The organism is Dolomitihabitans soli (assembly GCF_022213955.1).
GTDB classification, from domain to species: Bacteria; Actinomycetota; Actinomycetes; order Streptosporangiales; family Streptosporangiaceae; genus Streptosporangium_A; species Streptosporangium_A soli.
On sequence record NZ_JAKNTW010000008.1, the window covers coordinates 223,797 to 240,037 of the forward strand.

Below are 16,241 nucleotides of genomic sequence, written 5' to 3' on the forward strand. Positions count from 1 at the left end.
TGACGCCGTGCGGCCCTGACGCGCCGTACGTGGTGCGGCCTTGACGCGCGATGACGCGCCGTACGTGGTGTGGCGATGACGCGCCGTACGCCGTGTGGCCCTGACGCGCCGTACGTGGTGCGGCCCGTACGCGGCTCGATCATGTCCGGTGCGGGTGGACGTCTGGTGGATGGCTGATCGACGGCCTGTCGACGCCGATGATCAGGGCGAGGTCGGCCGCCGTGAGGCCGAGCGTCCAGCCCGTCCAGTCGCCTGCCGTGGTCGTCGCGCGGCGGGTCAGTTCGGGGAACATCGCGGTGACGGCCGCGTCGACGGCCTGCTCGCGGGCGGCGAGCACCGGCAGCAGATTCTTCCCCGCGTGCCGTACGGCGTCGCCTGCGGCGTCCCGCAGCCGCTCCCCGATGCGCTGCGCGTAGGCGGCGAGGAACGATCCGCGAAACGAGCGGGTCCTGGACCTCCCGTCACGGCCCGCGTGGGCCAGCGCGGCGGTCGCCTGGATCAGCAACGAGCCGAACAGCAGCTCCACCGCGTCCAGATCGGCGGGGTAGCCGAACACGGTGCACAGGCCGAGGCCCCTGGTCCGCACCGCCCGGCACCGGTTCGCCGAGGCCACCGCGTCCAGCAGGGCCGCCTTCTGCACCTCGTAGGGAGCGTCGATCCCCAGCCGCCTGCCTTGTGGCTCCTCCCCGCCGTCCGTCTCGACCGTGTCGATGCTGTGCCTGGCCATGAGCGACTGCGCCGCCGAGGTGAACGTCTCGGCCTCCGCCGGGAACGAGGTGGACTCCGCCTTCGCGAGCAGCGCGCGGACCCTGGTGAGCGTCCGCTGGTCCACCCCCTGTGCGGTACGGCCCGCCGTACCCGGCAGCGGGCACAGCCGCTCCACTCGCGGCAGGGTGCCCAGCACGTGGAGCACCTGCAGGGCGCGGGAGACGTCTCCTTCGCGCAGGTAGATCTCGTCGCCGTCCCACCGGATCTGGTCGTCGAGCGCCGCCAGCTGGGCCCGCCAGCGCTCATCCACGCTCTCCGGCGGGTAAGCGCGCATTTCGGCGGCGACGACGCGGGCCGCCAGCCGTACGTGGCGGGCTCCGAGCCGGCGCCGGACCATTCGCACGATGTCCGCAGGCTGCCAGCCGTCGCGCCAGGCGGCTGATACGGCCTGGTTCAGGCGGGTCGTCAGGACCTGCTCGACGGCCCGCCGTCCGCCGGCGGTCCCGGGGGCGTCCAGCAGCGCCGCACAGCGCCGGAACGTGACCGCGTCGGCGCGCTGGAGGGCGTGCAGCGCCGCCGAGACCAGCTCCGCCGGAGAGGACGAGGTGTTCATCGGCCTTATCTTGCAGGTTCCCGGCCGTCGAGGTGAGCACACCCGGCCAATCGCCTTCCCAGATCCAGCAGGCTTGGCGAGCAGGCCCGCCGACCTGGCGCTTCGTAGGGTCATGGGGAAATCGCCGTGGTTTTCGGCCATGACGGCACGGCAGGGATGATCAGACCATAATCAACGGATGGATTGGTCACGCCTCGGCCCGCTCATCGACACCCGCCCGCTGTATCCGCTGGACCGCGCCTACCTGCTCGACCTGCTCGGTGCGCTCGGGCCCGATGAATGGCGGCGGCCCACCGTGCCCGGCTGGGACGTGCACGATCTGGCCGCCCACATCCTGCACGACCACATGCGTCGCCTCTCGGCCGACCGCGACGGATACCGGCCGTCGCAGGTTCCCACCGGGGAGCCGCTCCCGGAGCTCCTGAACCGGGCCAACGAGGAGTTCGTGGCCATCGCGCGCGGCCTGAGCCCCCGGTTGCTGATCGACCTGCTGGCCCACCTCGGGCCCCAGGTGGACGCGATGTGGGCCGCCCGCGACCTGACGGCCATCGGCACGCTGGACGTGTCGTGGGCCGCTCCGGACGTCCCCGCCCCCGTCTGGCTGGACGTCGCCCGCGACTACACCGAGTTCTGGGTGCACCAGCAGCAGATCCGGGCCGCGGTGGGCAGGCCGGGAGCCACCGAGCCCGAACTGGCCGGCCCGGTGCTCGACACCTTCGCGAGGGCGTTGCCGCACACCCTGCGTGATCACGCCGCACCGACCGGCACGACCCTGCGGCTGCACGTCCCCGGCCCGGCCGGCGGTCAGTGGACGGTCTCCCGGTTGCCCGACGGGTGGACCCTCGCCGAGGACGCGTCGGTGGAGGCCGACGCCGACCTGGAGCTCGACCCGGACACGCTGTGGCGACTGGCCTCGCGCGGCATCACCCCGGAGGCCGCCGAGCGGTCCGCGAGCATCCGGGGCGACTGGTCGCTGGCGTGCGCGGCCCTCGGCATCCTGTCGATCGTCCGCTGACCCGGACGTCAGCCGTCGGCGAGGGCGTCAGCCGAGCGCGGGGGTCTGGTAGGAGTACGTGGGGAGTTCGGTGGGGCGGGTCAGCAGTGTGCGGCCGAGGCCGGCCCTGATCAGCGCGGCGGTGTGCACGACCGCCGGGAGGGTCAGGGCGAACAGTACGCCGAGCGCCGTGTGAAAGGCCACCTGCGTCACGATGCCGTCGCCGAGACCGAGGAGTTCGGGGAGCCCGCCGCCGGCGCCGGGGATGGCGGCGACGATCCAGCCGTAGATCGGGAAGGTGAGGCCCGCGATCGCCGTGGACCACCAGACGATCGTGACGACGAACGTGATGATGGAGATCGGGAAGGCGACGATGGCGTAGATCAGGTCGAGCCACGACTGCCCGTTGGTCAGCGGGTTCACCAGCCGGCGGAACCAGCCCGCGCCGTGCGGGGCCGGGCGGTAGGGAGGCCGCGTGACCGGCCGGTCGAGCACTTCGGCGATCGCCTCGCGTTCCATGTCCGCGAAGTTCCTGGCCATCAGCAGGGTTCCGGCCAGGATCGGGAACCCCACGAACGCGACCAGGCTGCCCAGGCCGGCCGCGGTCCCCGCGACGATCAGGCAGAACATCACCACCGCCGCCGGGAAGCCGGCCAGGAGGTATCTGGTGTCGATGGCGATGCGGTGCCGGAGGGTTCTCATACCGGAAACGCTACGAGCCGGCGGCCCGCCGATCGATCCGGCTCACCGGCATCTCAGGGTAGGGCTGGCCCTACCCCCCGGGAACCCCCGGACGTGCGTCCGTACGGCTTGACCTGGCGCGGTTCAAGAAGTTGTAGAATTATTCAATTCACTACTTGATGATGGGAGGTCGATCGTGACGGTTCCGCTCTATCAGGCCAAGGCGGAGTTCTTCCGTACGCTCGGGCATCCCGTCCGCATCCGTGTGCTCGAACTGCTGCGCGACGGGCCCCGTCCGGTGCGCGACCTGCTCGCCGAGATGGACATCGAGGCGTCCAGCCTGTCACAGCAGCTCGCGGTGCTGCGCAGGGCGGGAATAGTGACGGCCACCCGTGAAGGGCCGACCGTCGTCTACGCGCTGATCAGCGTGGATGTGGCCGATCTGCTCAAAGCAGCCCGGCGCATCCTGACCGACATGATCGCCGGCCAGGAGGAGCTACTCGCCGAGCTCCGTGACACGGAGTCGGGCAAAGTCACGTGACCTTGGCGGAACCATCGCCAGGTCGTTCGCTCTCCTCGTCGCGCTCAGTCTCCTCGTTGACTCCGATCTCGCTGTAAAGCCGGTCAAAGTCCACGCTGTGGCTGGAGTACTTCAGCTCGCGAGCCACCTTCGTCTGCTTCGCCTTGGCGCGACCCCGTCCCATCGCCTGCACTCCTCCCATAGATACGGCCTTAGCTTATCTTACGTCATCACGACTTGAAAAATTCTGCAATTCATTACGTTCGTACGGTCGTGTCGATCCTGGCTCAGGAGGGCCGCCGTGCGCCTACCCGAGAGTCAGCGACTCTACTCCTGCGCCATCGATTCGCCGACCCCGCGGCGCAGGAGAACCGTACGTCGTTCCAGCTGAAACAACCCAGCACACGGACACGATTCCCGGCGTCGTGGTGAGCCGGCACGCGACGCCACCCGACACAGGTGACCGGGTGGCGCTGCCGGCCGACGGCCCGTCAAGAGAACTCGCCGCTGATCGCGTAGGTGACGAGGGTGGTGAGCACCTCCTTGACGGAGTCGCGTTCGCGCACGTCACACAGCACGATAGGAGCCGATCCGGTCAGCCCCAGCGCTCGCCGTACCTTGGTGGGGTCGTGGCGGCGGGCGCCGTCGAAGCAGTTGACCGCCACCACGAACGGGAGCCCGCGCTGCTCGAAGTAGTCGACGGCGGGGAAGGAGTCCTGCAGCCGGCGGGTGTCGGCGAGCACCACCGCGCCGAGCGCGCCGAGCGCCAGTTCGTCCCACATGAACCAGAACCTGTCCTGGCCCGGCGTGCCGAACAGATAGAGCCACAGCCCATCGCGGATGGTGATGCGGCCGAAGTCGAGCGCCACGGTGGTAGTGATCTTGGCTTCCACGCCCGCCGTGTCGTCGATGCCGATGCCCCGGTCGCTCAGCAGTTCCTCGGTGTGCAGAGGCCGGATCTCGCTGATCGTGCCGACCATGGTCGTCTTGCCGACTCCGAAGCCGCCCGCGACGAGGATCTTGAGGGCCGTCGCCAGAGGGGCGACCGCCCTCACGCCCGGTTCAGAGCCTGCGAATTCCATGCAGCACTTCCCTGTAGATACGTTCGTCGATGGTCTGGTCTGCCGACGGTTGGTCGATGGTCACGAGCCCTTCGCGCCGCAGGTCGCTGAGGAGCACGCGGGTGATGTTGAGGGGCACCCTGAGCTGCGCCGCGATGTCCGCCACCGGCGTGGGTCTGCGGCACATCGTGAGCACGGCGAGGTGTTCGGGCACCAGGCCGAGCGGTTCGAAGGGGACGCTGACGGTGGTGACGATCGCCACCAGGTCGAAGGCCTCCCCGAGTGCGCGCGCCCGGCCGCCGGTGAGCCCGTAGAGCCTGACCAGCGGCCCGGGATCGTCGCTTGTCACGGCGTCGAACCGTTCCAAACCGGCGCGGGGACCACTCCCCTCGGCTGGGTGGACAGGTGCTCGCCGACGCGCTTGACCATGAGTGCCATCTCGTAGGTGACCATCCCGATCTCCGCGTCGCCCGCCGCCAGTACGGCCAGCCGGGCCCCCTGCCCCGCGGCGGTGACGAACAGGAAGCCGCCCTCCATCTCGATGATGGTCTGCCGCACTCCGCCGAGGCCGAAGTGCCGTCCCGCACCGAGGGCGAGGCTGTGGCTGCCCGCCGAGATGGCGGACAGATGCTCGGTGTCCTCCCTGGTCAGCTCTCGGGAGCCACCCATCGCCAGGCCGTCGGCCGACAGCACGATGGCGTGCTTGATGCCGGCCACTCGCTGGGTCAGGTCGTCGAGCAGCCAGCTCAGCTCAGATCTAGGGTCGGCCATCGGCGTGACCCTCCTTTCCGTTCCACACGTCGCGGTGCTTGTCTGCCTCGCTGCGTCCCTGTTGCCAGCCGAGCTGCATGGAGGACATCAGGTCGAAGAGCTCTTCGGGAGAGCGGGTGGACACTTCTGGGCGCTCCCGCGGCTGCGGCCCCCGCAGCTGGGGCGCCAGGTTGGCCTGCCGTACCCGTCTGGGCAGGCCGTCGAGGTCGTCGTCCAGGTCGTCGTCGAAGTCGTCGTTCGGCTCGGTGACGGGCGCCAGCGGGGCCGCGAACCAGTCCGCCCCCGAATCGCTGGAGTCCGCCACGAGCTGGGCGGTGGGCGCGCCCATCGGCATCGCGGAGGGCCGCAACGGCGACGCGCTCAGCCCGCGCAGCGGGTTGTCGGTGCGCGGCACGCCGGAGTACGGCAGGCCGCTGTCGACGGCCGGGGTGCCCGTGTACGGCGTGTCGGGCCCGGCGAGCAGGTGCGGCGGCAGCATCACGATCGCCGTGGTGCCGTCGTACGGCGAGGGCCTGAGCATGACCTTGATGCCGTGCCTGGCCGCCAGCCTGGCCACGACGAACAGTCCCATCCGGTCGCTGCCCGCCAGGTCGAACTCCGGCGGGCTGGCGAGCCGGGCGTTGATCTCATCGATCCTGGCCTGGTTCAGACCGAGTCCGCGGTCCTCGATCTCCACGCCGAAGCCGTTCGCGGCGGCCAGCCCGCGCACGTGCACGACGGTGTTGGGCGGGGAGAAGACGGTGGCGTTCTCCACCAGCTCGGCGACCAGGTGGATGACGTCGGTCACCGCGCTGCCCACCAGCAGCGGAGCCTGCGCGACGGGGAGCACCGTGACCCGGGTGTAGTCCTCGACCTCCAGGACCGAGCTGCGCAGCACGTCGAAGACGGGCACCGGGTCGCGCCATCGCCGGCCGGGCGCCGCGTCCGAGAGGATGATCAGGTTCTCCGCGTGCCTGCGCATGCGGGTGGTCAGGTGGTCGAGCTTGAACAGGTCCTCCAGCGTGTCCGGCTCCTCGACCTTGCGCTCCATCGTGTCCAGCAGGGTGAGCTGGCGGTGCAGCAGGGCCTGGTTGCGCCGGGCGAGGTTGAGGAAGACCTGGCTGACCCCCTTGCGCAGCTTCGCCTGGCCGACCGCAGCCTCCACGGCGGTGCTCCACACGGCGGAGAACGCCTGCACGACCCGGTCCGCCTCCGCGGTGTTCGCCGGCTTCAGGTCCGGGGCCTCGGCGACGGGGTCCACGTCGTCCCCCTTGCGCAGCCGCTGGACCAGCCGGGGCAGCCGCTCCTCCGCCAGTTCCACGGCGGACGCCTGGAGCTGCTTCAACTCGTCGATCAGGGCGCGGCCGAACCGGTAGGACGCGAGGATCGACAGGATGACGGCGAGCAGGCCGAGCCCCACGACCAGCCCGATCTGCACCAGGGCCGCAATCTTGAGCCTTTCGCCCTTCGCACTGGCACGCGCCAGTTCCTGCTGGCTGTTGGCTTCGAGGTTCTTCACCGCGGTCTCGGCGTCCTGTTTCCACACGGCCGCGTCCACCGGCGGCTTCCCGACGAGATCCCAGGCGAAGATCTTGTTCTCCGCCGCCGGGATCCGCTGGAAGCCGGGGCTCGCGGCGACCGGCTTGTGGAACACCTTCAGCTCGGGGCCCATGTCCTGCTCGGCACTGGCGAGGAAGGTCCTGCGGTTGGCCATCGCCGTGATGAAGGCCGCGTGTTCCGCCCGTGTCATCGCACCGCGCGTCAACGCGGGGGTGAGCACGGCGTGCGCCCTGGCCAGGTGCTCCGTCATGGTGCTGTAGGCGGACAGGCCGCGCAGCACCCGGTAGGACGACGCGCTGGTGATCGTGTTCGACCCGCCGTACTGCCGGTTGGCGACGACGACGAACGCGTTGAACGCCTCGGTCACCTCCAGCGGGGAGGACCGTCCCGCGTCGGCGTTGGCACGCAGCGCGGCCAGCCCGTCCAGGGCCGAGAGCAGGCTCCGCAGGTTGTCGCGGTCGGTTTGGGACGCGCCCTGCAGGTCGAGGGAGTTGGCCACCTCGCGCAGCGTCGCCACCTTGCCGTCGGTGAGCCGCCGCTGGGCCTGCAGCGGCCCGTTGGCGTTGGTACGGCCGGCGAACTGGGCCGAGAGCTGACGCTCCCGCTGGATCTCCAGGACCACGGCACGGGAGGGCTCTCCGATGGCCTGCCAGCGGTTCGCGGCCTGGGAGAGGCCGACGATCTCACCGACGGTGGTGTAGGCCATGAACGCCCACAGGACGATCAGGGAGATCAGCGGGACCAGGAGGATTCTGAGGATCTTCGACCGGATCGGCGGGGCTGATCTCATGCATCGTGTCCCATTCGGCGCGTTCGGGGCGTAGCCGGGGGCAGCTGTCTCCCCCGAGACCGCACCCCACGACTGATACGCGTGTGATTCGACACACTATGCCCGCGGGGCAGAACGAACATCAAGCCACGAAAGCGGCGATTGAGTATCTGTTGTCGGCGACTGTTGACCGTCCGGTTAGGCATTTCGGCCCTCCCCGATGTCCAGCACGTCTGGTGATCATGCTCTCACCAGGAGTGTTTTGTCGCGTTCCTTTTAGAGCGGCGTCCGAAACTACCATTTTCCCCACCACCTCTGGCTCCATTGAGCCGCGTTTCGGCCCGACAAAATGGCCCGCGGGCAAGGTGTCCACACATAACCGAACAAGATTCGCCTTAGCCACCGCGACGGCCATGAAGCTTCGGGGTACGGCGCGCCCGCCGTACCCGTCTAACCCAGCGTCGCGCAGAGGCGCGGGACCGCGACCCCGATCGGGTCGCGGATCACCTCGTCGGCCACCTCGTCGTACGGCGTGGGCTCGCCGTTGACGATGATCAGACGGGCTCCCGCGCGGGCCGCGATGCCCACCAGGGAGGCGGCGGGCTGCACCTGCAGCGAGGAGCCGACGGCCAGGAACACGGCCGCCTCCTCAGCCGCCTCGATCGCGTGGGCGAGCGTGTCCCGGTCGAGGGACTGGCCGAACATCACCGTCGTCGTCTTCAGGATCCCGCCGCACGCCCGGCAGGCGGGGTCGGCCTCGCCGGCCAGCACCCGGTCGATCGCCTCGCGGGTCGTCGAGCGCGCGTCGCAGACCGTGCACACCGCGCCGAACATGTTGCCGTGCAGCTCCAGCACCCGCTCGGGCGGCGATCCCGCTCGCTGGTGCAGGCCGTCGACGTTCTGCGTGATGATCCAGGCGCCGGGCAGCGCGGCGAGGGCGCGGTGGGCCGGGTTGGGCTCCGCCTGCCAGGCCGGGTTGTCCCTGCGGTACAGCCAGGAGCGGCGGCGGATCTCGGGATCGGCCATGTAGTAGTCGTAGGTGACCAGCTTCTCGTGGTCAGGGTCCCGGCGCCAGACGCCGGCGGGGCCTCGGTAGTCGGGAATCCCCGACTCGGTGGAGATCCCCGCGCCGGTCAGCACCGTGATCGTCATATGGGCGAGCATAACCAGGCGCACGCGGGCGTACGGCGGCCCGCGCCGCGTCCGGGCGCTGCGAGCGGTCCGGGGAGCGGATGTTCGAGAGATCGGGCCGTGTGCGTAACGGATACCTGGCCGCCAGGGGGACGAAGGACCTCGCACCCCTCCGCGTAGGGTTGAGCGGGCACGCACAGGGGGGAGCAGCGATCGTCGAATTCTCCGGATACCGGGCCCAGGAGACGTCCACGCACCCCACGTGCCGCCCACCGGCCTCGGCAGGCCGGGAAACCACGTGCCCGACAACGGATCCAAGCGGGACCTGAACACCTGAGCCGCCGCTGAGAGCGCAGCTGACATGTCGGCTCGCGAGCGTAATATCGCACCACCGCCGCCACCCCCTGACTCCAGGCGCGAACACTGCCGGCGCGGGTCCTGGAGCGCGAAACACGCGGCGTTCTCCCCGAAACCCCTTGAGGATCGACTGATGTCCGAGACAGACTTCCCGCTCCTGCAGTTCACGCGCGAGGGACTGGACCCGGTGGCCGAGCTCGGCCGCATCCGCGCGGAGCACCCCGTCTTCCCGATGAAGGTCCCCGGCGGCTCCACCGTCTGGCTGGTCACCAGGTACGAGGACGCGCGCGCCGTGCTCAGCGACCACATCGCTTTCAGCAACGACTTCAACAACGTGCTGGGCGCCACCCAGCAGGAGGACCCGGGCGGTCTCGGCTTCCGCGACCCGCCGGAGCACACCCGGCTGCGCCGGCTGCTCACGCCCGAGTTCACCACGCGGCGGCTGCGGCGCCTGGTGCCGCGGATCGAGGCCATCGTCGCCGAGCACCTCGACGCGATGGAGCAGGCCGGTTCCCCGGCCGACCTGGTGGAGCACTTCGCCCTGCCCATCCCGTCGCTGGTCGTCTGCGAACTGCTCGGCGTGCCGTACGGCGACCGGTCCGACTTCCTGCGGCTGAGCACCGACCGCTTCGACTTCTCCGCCGGGCCCGAGGCGTCCCTGCAGGCGGTCAACGACTCCATGGCCTACCTCACCGACCTGGTCGCGCGGGAGCGGAAGACCCCCGGCGACGGGCTGCTCGGCATGTTGCTCCGCGACCACGGCGACGAGGTCTCCGACCGGGAGCTGGCCAGTCTCGCCGACGGGATGCTGACCGGCGGGCACGACACGAGCACGAGCATGCTCTCGCTCGGCACGCTGTGGCTGCTGCAGAACCCGGCGCAGCTGGCCCGGGTGCGCGACGAGGCGGCCCACGTCGTCCCGGTGGTCGAGGAGTTGCTGCGCTACCTCTCGGTCGTGCAGGTCGCGTTCCCGCGCTTCGCCCGCGCGGACATGGAGCTGGCCGGGCAGCGGATCGCGGCCGGCGAGATGGTGCTCTGTTCGCTGTCGGCGGCCAACCGCGACCCGGCGCTCGGCAGGGACATGGACGTGGTGCTCCCCGACCGCCAGGTCGCCACGCACCTGGCCTTCGGCCACGGCGTCCACCACTGCATCGGCGCTCCCCTGGCCCGGATGGAGATGCAGATCGCCTTTCCCGCGCTGCTGCGCCGCTTCCCCGAGCTGCGGCTGGCCGTACCGGCCGAGGAGGTCTCGTTCCGGGGGATCTCCATCGTCTACGGCGTCGACCGTCTGCCGGTCGCCTGGTAACAATCGAGAGCATCGGAGACTAACGAGAGCAGTGCTCTTGACGCCTGGTGGTCGGGTGGGCCATGCTGTGATTCATCGAGAGCGGTGCTCTCGAATGTAACCACTAGTCAGGATGTGCCCATGAACCAGCGTTCGTCAGGTGCGATCGTCTCCACCCACACGGGATCCCTCGCCCTCGGCGCGGCCGGCGTCCTCTTTCTCCTCTATCCCGTGGTCCGGCCGTGGGCCGACGAGACCACCATGGCGGGCGCCGAAGGGATGGCCTCCGCCGCCTGGATCGCCGCGCATCTCTTCGCCGTCGGCGGGTTCGTCCTGTTCATCCTGGCCCTGCTGGGACTGCACACCGCCCTTTCCGGCGACCGAACTGCTTCCCGGGCGATCGTGACGAGCTTGCTCGGAGCCGGGCTCACCCTCCCCTACTACGGCGCCGAGATCTTCGGCCTCAACGTCATCGCCGGCCAGGTGGTCAAGGACGGCGACCCGGCCCTGCTCGAACTCGCCGATACGTTCAGGTACGGCACGACGGCGGTCACGATGTTCGCGGGCGGACTGCTGCTGCTGGCCGTGGGAGCCGTCCTCGCGGCCGTCGCGGTGTGGCGGTCCGGCGTCCTGGCTCGCTGGAGCGGCGTCCCGCTGGCCCTCGGCTTCGCCCTGTTCATCCCGCAGTTCTTCGGCACGCCGGCGATGCGCATCGCCCACGGCGTGCTGATGGCCGCCGGCGGCCTCTGGCTCGCCGTGAGCATGCGCCGCCGCTGACCACGCGTTGATCGCCTCCCGGCATGTTCCCGGTCTGCGAAAGCCCTCGAAACGTAACGTGTCCGGTCAGCTTCTCACCGTAGTAGCTTTGCTCAGCAGTCAGCATGAACCCGCAGGTCAGAAGGGTAGAAGAAGAGCATCTTCTTCGCCCGATCGGGGGGCTCGTAATGCGCTTCAGGGTTGGTCCCGTAGGGGCCGTCGTGTTGAGTGCGGTCTCGCTCGCCGCATGCATGCCATGGGAGAGCGACGACACGGTCAAGGTGGCACCCGTCAAGGCGTCCGCACCGTCACAGGAGATGGTCCGCAAGGCGAACATCGCCGCCGCGACGACGGCCAAGGCCAACGAGCTGGGCCAGATACCCGTGCTCATGTACCACCGGATCGTCGACAAGGCGGCGGGGCCGGACGACCGGACTCCCAAGCAGTTCCGCGCCGAGCTGGATCGCCTGGTGAAGGAGAACTACGTGCCGATCACGGCCGCGGAGTACGTCACCGGGCGGATCGGCATCCCCGCGGGCAAGCACCCCGTCGTGCTGACCTTCGACGACTCCTCACCGTCACAGCTCACCCTGGACGGCCTGGGCGTGCCGGCGCCCAACACGGCGGTCGCCATCATGCTCGACGTGGCCAGGCGCCACCCGTCGTTCCGCCCGGTCGCCACCTTCTACGTGACCCGTGACATGTTCGGGAAGACGCGCCCCGAGGAGAAGGCGCAGATGATGACGTGGCTGCAGAACAACAAGTTCGACCTCGGCAACCACACCCACGACCACCTCAACCTGCGCGGGCGCTCCAAGCAGGAGGTCAACAAGGAGATCGTGGCGGGCCACAAGCTGATCACCTCGATGGTCAAGAGCGACCCCGTCACGCTGGCGCTGCCGTACGGGAACCAGCCGAGCACCAAGGAGTGGGCGCGGCGCGGCTCGCTCTCCGGCGTGCGGTACGACTACGGCGGGGTGTTCCTCGCGGGCTACACTCCGGCTCCCTCCCCCTTCGCCAAGGACTTCGACCCGCTCGGCATCCCGCGCATCCGGTCGCACGACAAGGTGGGCGACTGCGCCAAGTTCTGCTCCACGGCCTGGCTCGACTGGCTCCAGGCCCACCCCGACGAGAGATACACCTCCGACGGCAACATCAGGACCGTGGCCTACCCCAAGTTCAAGGAGCCGTTCACGGCCAAGAAGTTCGCCTCCTACGCCTTGCCGTACTGACCCGCCGAGGGCAGCGTGAAGCGGACGGTCTCCCGTGCCACCTCGCGTTCGGCCACGGTGACCGGACCCAGGCCGGACAACGCGGAGATCACGTCCTCGACCAGCCGGGGCGGGGCGGAGGCGCCGGCGGTGAGGCCGACCACCCGAGCGCCGGTCAGCCATTCGGGGCGGATGTCGCCGGCGTCGTCGACCAGATGCGCGGGGGCGCCGTGCCGGTGCGCCAGCTCGACCAGGCGCACCGAGTTGGAGGAGTTCGCCGAACCGATGACCAGCACCAGGTCCGACTCCTCGGCGATCACCTTGACCGCGTTCTGCCGGTTGGTCGTGGCGTAGCAGATGTCGTCGGAACCCGGGCCGCGCAGGTCGGCGAACCTGGCACGCAGCGCGTCGACCACCTCGGCCGTCTCGTCCACGGCCAGCGTGGTCTGCGTCAGGTAGGACACCTTGGCGGGATCGAGCACGAGCAGGCGGTCGACGTCGTCGGTGTCCTGCACCAGCACGGTCCGGTCGGGAGCCTCGCCCAGCGTGCCCTCGACCTCCTCGTGCCCCGCGTGACCGATCAGCACCACGGTGTCGCCCCGCGCCGCGAACCTGCGCGCCTCCGCGTGCACCTTGGTGACCAGCGGGCAGGTCGCGTCGATCACGTCCAGCCCGCGGCGCTCCGCCTCGACCCGGACGGCCGGGGACACACCGTGCGCGGAGAACACGACGGTCGCCCCGTCCGGGACGTCGTCGAGCTCCTCCACGAACACCGCCCCGGACGTCTCCAGGCCGGCCACCACATGGGCGTTGTGCACGATCTGCTTGCGCACGTAGACGGGACCGCCGCGCTGGTCGAGGGCCCGCTCGACGATCTCGACCGCGCGCTCGACCCCGGCGCAGAACGACCTCGGCGCGGCCAGCAGGACCGTGCGCGGCCCGGCCGCCCGCAGCCACGCCGCCAGCGAGGCGCGGGCCGACAACCAGCCCGCGTGGTCATCGGCCGCGACACCGATGCCGAGCCCCACGGCTCCGGGCAGCACGGCCGCGAGCGAGGTGCTCGGGCCCGCGAGTTCGAGGGAACCGCGAACCGTGGTCAGGCCGCGCCGCCGCACCTCCCCCGCCATCAGACCGGCCGCCCTGCACTCGATCGAGGACGAGCCGGGAACCAGCAGCTCGTCGGCGACCAGCACCGCCCCCGGCTCCAGGCTCTCTAGGACCTCTCGCACGGCTCCTCCACTTCTGGAAACGTCATCGGTCACATCGGAAGACCAGCCGGAGATCAGGTGGCCGGTCGGGGTCTTGTCAGCGGTCCCGGCGAGCGACCAGTCGTGCGAGGGTGGCCAGCTCCGTCGCGGCGCCGACGCCCGGCTCGGCGGCCACCAGCTCGCGCAATGCCCCCGCCAGCAGTTCCTCGGCCCGGATCTGGCTCCAGTCCCGGCCCCCCGCCGCGTCGATCAACGCGGCGGCATGACCCAGCTCCTCGTCCGCCAGCGGCGACTCGCGATGGTAGAGCGCGGCCAGCTCGCCGCCCGCCGGAGTGCCCAGGGTGAGGGCGGCCACCACCGGCAGGGACTTCTTGCGGTTGCGCAGGTCGGAGTAGACCGGCTTGCCGGTGACCGCCGGATCTCCCCAGATGCCCAGGAGATCGTCGACGAGCTGGAACGACAGCCCGAGCCGCTCCCCGAACCCGCGTAGATGCCGCACCTGCTCGGGCGCCGCCCCGCCGTACAGGGCGCCGATCGCGCAGGCGCACCCCAGCAGCGCGCCCGTCTTGCCCTCGGCCATCGCCACGCATTCGGCCAGCGCGACGTCGGCCCGCCGCTCGAAGGCCACGTCGGCGCTCTGCCCCTCCGTCAGGTCCAGTACGGCGGCGCTCAGCATCCGGGTCGCCTCACCGTTCGCGGGATGCCCGGAGGCGGCGAGCACGTCGAAGGCCAGGGCCAGCAGCGCGTCACCCGCGAGGATCGCCGCGCTGAGCCCGAACACACTCCACGCCGTCGGCCGGTGCCGCCGGGTGGCGTCGCCGTCCATCACGTCGTCGTGCAGCAGGGAGAAGTTGTGCGCCAGCTCGACGGCGACGGCGGCGGGCACCGCGCGTTCGGGGGCCTCCCCGGCGGCCTCGGCCGACAGCAGGACCAGCGCCGCGCGGATCGCCTTGCCGCCGTCGGTGTCGGCGTCACGGCCGTGCTCGTCGAGCCAGCCGAAGTGGTAGCCGGCGACGCGGCGCATGGACCCCGGGAGCGAGTCGACCGCCAGCCGCAGCGCCGGATCGAGCAGGCCACGACTCCACACCAGCAGTTCGGCCGCCGGACGGCCCGCGGCCCTCTCCTCGACCTCCTCGACCTCGGCCATCCCTCAGTGCCCGATCTCGACGTGCTCCAGGACTCCGAGGGCGTCGGGGACCAGAACGGCGGCGGAGTAGTAGGCGCTGACCAGGTAGGAGATAACGGCCTGGTCGTTGATGCCCATGAAACGGACCGACAGGCCCGGCTCGCACTCGTCGGGGAGACCGACCTGGTGCAGGCCGACCACGCCCTGGTCGTCCTCGCCGGTGCGCATGACCAGGATGGAGCTGGTCCGCGCCTTGGTGATCGGGATCTTGTCGCACGGCAGGATCGGCACGCCGCGCCAGGCGGTCAGCCGGTGGCCGTCGAGCTCCACGCCGGAGGGATAGACGCCCCGCTTGGTGCATTCACGGCCGAACGCGGCGATGGTCTGCGGGTGGGCCAGCAGGTAACGCGCCTTCCTGCGCCGACTGATCAGTTCGTCGAGATCGTCGGGAGTGGGCGGGCCGGTCCGGGTCTGGATGCGCTGCTTCAGATCGGCGTTGTGCAACAACCCGAACTCCCGGTTGTTGACCAGCTCGTCCTCCTGACGCTCACGCAACGCCTCGATCGTCAGCCTGAGCTGCTGCTCCACCTGATCCATCGGCTGGTTGTACAGATCGGCCACCCGCGTGTGCACCCGCAACACCGTCTGCGCCACACTCAGCTCGTACTCCCGGGGCGACAGCTCGTAGTCCACGAACGTCCCCGGCAGCACCGGCTCCCCCGCATGGCCCGCCGCCATCGCGATCGCCGCCTCGCCGTGCTTGTTCTGCGGAGGCCGCGGCCCGGTGACCCCCTCCAGGTGGGCCCGCAGCGACTCGGCGCGGCTCACCAGCCCCTGGAAGTCCTGACGCTGGAGGGAGAGCACGATGCACCCGGTCACCGCGCGCACGGTGTAGTCCCAGGTTTCCACCTGCCCGGTCAGTGACTCGTCGCCGAAGTAGTCGCCGTCGGCCAGCACACCGAGCACCGCCTCCTCCCCGTACGGCCCGGCGCCCGCCTTGCTCACCTTGCCGTGCGCGATCAGGAACAGCTCGTCGGCGGGCTGCCCGGACTCCACGATGACGTCGCCCGCCTGGAACTCCAGTTGCTCGAAGCCGTCGGCCAGCGCCTCCAGCACCGGCTGGTCGCCATACCCCCGTAGCAGCGCCAGCTCGGCCAGCTCCGCCGGGATCACCCGGACCTCCGCGCCGGTCGAGGTGAAACTCACCCGCCCGTCGCCCACCGCGTAACTCAACCGCCGGTTGACCCGATAGGCGCCACCCGAGACCTGCACCCACGGCAGCGCCTTCAGCAGCCACCGCGAGGAGATCCCCTGCATCTGCGGGACCGACTTGGTCGTCGTCGCCAGATTCCGCGCGGCACCGGTGCCCAGGCTCAGCGGCGTACCTTCAACTTCTGTCTGTGTCACGAAGCACATCCCAATCTCGCGGCGGGGGGTCGCCGATTTCGGTGTGACCGCGGCGCGTGCGCGGTCGGATGATGCGGTGGCGGCCTGTCGTCAAGGCCGCCGGT

At 70.3% G+C, this 16,241-nt stretch carries 16 protein-coding genes; 5 read left to right on the forward strand and 11 right to left on the reverse strand.

Annotated elements, in window-relative coordinates:
* Window positions 1–139: 139 nt before the first annotated feature.
* Window positions 140–1,321, reverse strand: coding sequence for a DUF2786 domain-containing protein (locus MBA17_RS18750; protein ID WP_238497787.1), 1,182 nt, complete (start codon window positions 1,319–1,321; stop codon window positions 140–142).
* Window positions 1,322–1,499: 178 nt separating this feature from the next.
* Between MBA17_RS18750 and MBA17_RS18755 the strand changes: the two genes are divergently transcribed.
* Window positions 1,500–2,336 carry a maleylpyruvate isomerase family mycothiol-dependent enzyme gene (locus MBA17_RS18755; RefSeq protein WP_238497788.1) on the forward strand — a complete coding sequence of 279 codons (837 nt, stop codon included), beginning with the start codon at window positions 1,500–1,502 and terminating at the stop codon, window positions 2,334–2,336.
* Window positions 2,337–2,363: 27 nt separating this feature from the next.
* Here MBA17_RS18755 and MBA17_RS18760 read toward each other — a convergent pair whose 3' ends face one another.
* The gene (locus MBA17_RS18760; RefSeq protein WP_238497789.1) at window positions 2,364–3,017 is read right to left on the reverse strand and encodes a sensor domain-containing protein; all 654 of its coding nucleotides are present in this window, start codon (window positions 3,015–3,017) and stop codon (window positions 2,364–2,366) included.
* A gap of 175 nt (window positions 3,018–3,192) precedes the next feature.
* On the opposite strand from MBA17_RS18760, the gene MBA17_RS18765 reads away from it, so the two are divergent.
* The gene (locus MBA17_RS18765) at window positions 3,193–3,537 is read left to right on the forward strand and encodes an ArsR/SmtB family transcription factor (protein ID WP_238497790.1); all 345 of its coding nucleotides are present in this window, start codon (window positions 3,193–3,195) and stop codon (window positions 3,535–3,537) included.
* Here the strand turns inward: MBA17_RS18765 and MBA17_RS49530 are convergent.
* The 6 genes from MBA17_RS49530 to MBA17_RS18795 form a co-directional block, all read right to left on the reverse strand.
* Window positions 3,530–3,700 carry a DUF3073 domain-containing protein gene (locus MBA17_RS49530; protein ID WP_274385604.1) on the reverse strand — a complete coding sequence of 57 codons (171 nt, stop codon included), beginning with the start codon at window positions 3,698–3,700 and terminating at the stop codon, window positions 3,530–3,532. The two genes, MBA17_RS18765 and MBA17_RS49530, sit on opposite strands and share 8 nt — an antisense overlap.
* A gap of 307 nt (window positions 3,701–4,007) precedes the next feature.
* Window positions 4,008–4,598, reverse strand: coding sequence for a GTP-binding protein (locus MBA17_RS18775; RefSeq protein WP_238497791.1), 591 nt, complete (start codon window positions 4,596–4,598; stop codon window positions 4,008–4,010).
* Window positions 4,579–4,926: a DUF742 domain-containing protein gene (locus MBA17_RS18780; protein WP_238497792.1), complete on the reverse strand. Its 348-nt coding sequence runs from the start codon at window positions 4,924–4,926 to the stop codon at window positions 4,579–4,581. Before MBA17_RS18780 ends, MBA17_RS18775 begins: the two co-directional genes overlap by 20 nt.
* Window positions 4,923–5,348 (reverse strand): roadblock/LC7 domain-containing protein, encoded by a 426-nt coding sequence (locus MBA17_RS18785; RefSeq protein WP_238497793.1) that lies wholly within the window; start codon window positions 5,346–5,348, stop codon window positions 4,923–4,925. The genes MBA17_RS18780 and MBA17_RS18785 overlap by 4 nt, the downstream gene beginning before the upstream one ends.
* Window positions 5,335–7,677 (reverse strand): sensor histidine kinase, encoded by a 2,343-nt coding sequence (locus tag MBA17_RS18790; protein WP_238497794.1) that lies wholly within the window; start codon window positions 7,675–7,677, stop codon window positions 5,335–5,337. The genes MBA17_RS18785 and MBA17_RS18790 overlap by 14 nt, the downstream gene beginning before the upstream one ends.
* Window positions 7,678–8,106: 429 nt before the next feature.
* Window positions 8,107–8,808, reverse strand: a complete 702-nt coding sequence (locus MBA17_RS18795; RefSeq protein WP_238497795.1) for an SIR2 family NAD-dependent protein deacylase — start codon at window positions 8,806–8,808, stop codon at window positions 8,107–8,109.
* A gap of 469 nt (window positions 8,809–9,277) precedes the next feature.
* Between MBA17_RS18795 and MBA17_RS18800 the strand changes: the two genes are divergently transcribed.
* The 3 genes from MBA17_RS18800 to MBA17_RS18810 all read left to right on the forward strand — a co-directional run bounded on the left by MBA17_RS18800 (window position 9,278) and on the right by MBA17_RS18810 (window position 12,417).
* Window positions 9,278–10,450, forward strand: a complete 1,173-nt coding sequence (locus MBA17_RS18800) for a cytochrome P450 (protein ID WP_238497796.1) — start codon at window positions 9,278–9,280, stop codon at window positions 10,448–10,450.
* Window positions 10,451–10,570: 120 nt separating this feature from the next.
* On the forward strand, window positions 10,571–11,206 hold the full coding sequence (locus MBA17_RS18805) for a hypothetical protein (protein WP_238497797.1): 636 nt from the start codon (window positions 10,571–10,573) through the stop codon (window positions 11,204–11,206).
* Window positions 11,207–11,406: 200 nt separating this feature from the next.
* Window positions 11,407–12,417, forward strand: coding sequence for a polysaccharide deacetylase family protein (locus tag MBA17_RS18810; protein ID WP_238497798.1), 1,011 nt, complete (start codon window positions 11,407–11,409; stop codon window positions 12,415–12,417).
* Here the strand turns inward: MBA17_RS18810 and MBA17_RS18815 are convergent.
* From MBA17_RS18815 to MBA17_RS18825, 3 genes are all read right to left on the reverse strand, one after another.
* Entirely contained in the window at window positions 12,399–13,625 is a 1,227-nt protein-coding gene (locus MBA17_RS18815; protein WP_238497799.1) for a 4-hydroxy-3-methylbut-2-enyl diphosphate reductase, read from the reverse strand. The two genes, MBA17_RS18810 and MBA17_RS18815, sit on opposite strands and share 19 nt — an antisense overlap.
* 76 nt (window positions 13,626–13,701) lie before the next feature.
* A complete protein-coding gene (locus MBA17_RS18820; RefSeq protein WP_238497800.1) occupies window positions 13,702–14,751 on the reverse strand; it encodes a family 2 encapsulin nanocompartment cargo protein polyprenyl transferase in 1,050 nt (349 codons plus the stop codon).
* A 3-nt stretch (window positions 14,752–14,754) separates the two neighbouring features.
* A complete protein-coding gene (locus tag MBA17_RS18825; protein ID WP_238497801.1) occupies window positions 14,755–16,137 on the reverse strand; it encodes a family 2B encapsulin nanocompartment shell protein in 1,383 nt (460 codons plus the stop codon).
* Window positions 16,138–16,241: the final 104 nt, after the last annotated feature.

Excerpts from the sequence above, each read along its gene's own strand:
- MBA17_RS18750 (WP_238497787.1), bottom strand. The coding sequence starts at position 1,321 with ATGAACACCTCGTCCTCTCCGGCGGAGCTGGTCTCGGCGGCGCTGCAC.
- MBA17_RS18755 (WP_238497788.1), top strand. The coding sequence starts at position 1,500 with ATGGATTGGTCACGCCTCGGCCCGCTCATCGACACCCGCCCGCTGTAT.
- MBA17_RS18760 (WP_238497789.1), bottom strand. The coding sequence starts at position 3,017 with ATGAGAACCCTCCGGCACCGCATCGCCATCGACACCAGATACCTCCTG.
- MBA17_RS49530 (WP_274385604.1), bottom strand. The coding sequence starts at position 3,700 with ATGGGACGGGGTCGCGCCAAGGCGAAGCAGACGAAGGTGGCTCGCGAG.
- MBA17_RS18775 (WP_238497791.1), bottom strand. The coding sequence starts at position 4,598 with ATGGAATTCGCAGGCTCTGAACCGGGCGTGAGGGCGGTCGCCCCTCTG.
- MBA17_RS18785 (WP_238497793.1), bottom strand. The coding sequence starts at position 5,348 with ATGGCCGACCCTAGATCTGAGCTGAGCTGGCTGCTCGACGACCTGACC.
- MBA17_RS18790 (WP_238497794.1), bottom strand. The coding sequence starts at position 7,677 with ATGAGATCAGCCCCGCCGATCCGGTCGAAGATCCTCAGAATCCTCCTG.
- MBA17_RS18795 (WP_238497795.1), bottom strand. The coding sequence starts at position 8,808 with ATGACGATCACGGTGCTGACCGGCGCGGGGATCTCCACCGAGTCGGGG.
- MBA17_RS18800 (WP_238497796.1), top strand. The coding sequence starts at position 9,278 with ATGTCCGAGACAGACTTCCCGCTCCTGCAGTTCACGCGCGAGGGACTG.
- MBA17_RS18805 (WP_238497797.1), top strand. The coding sequence starts at position 10,571 with ATGAACCAGCGTTCGTCAGGTGCGATCGTCTCCACCCACACGGGATCC.
- MBA17_RS18820 (WP_238497800.1), bottom strand. The coding sequence starts at position 14,751 with ATGGCCGAGGTCGAGGAGGTCGAGGAGAGGGCCGCGGGCCGTCCGGCG.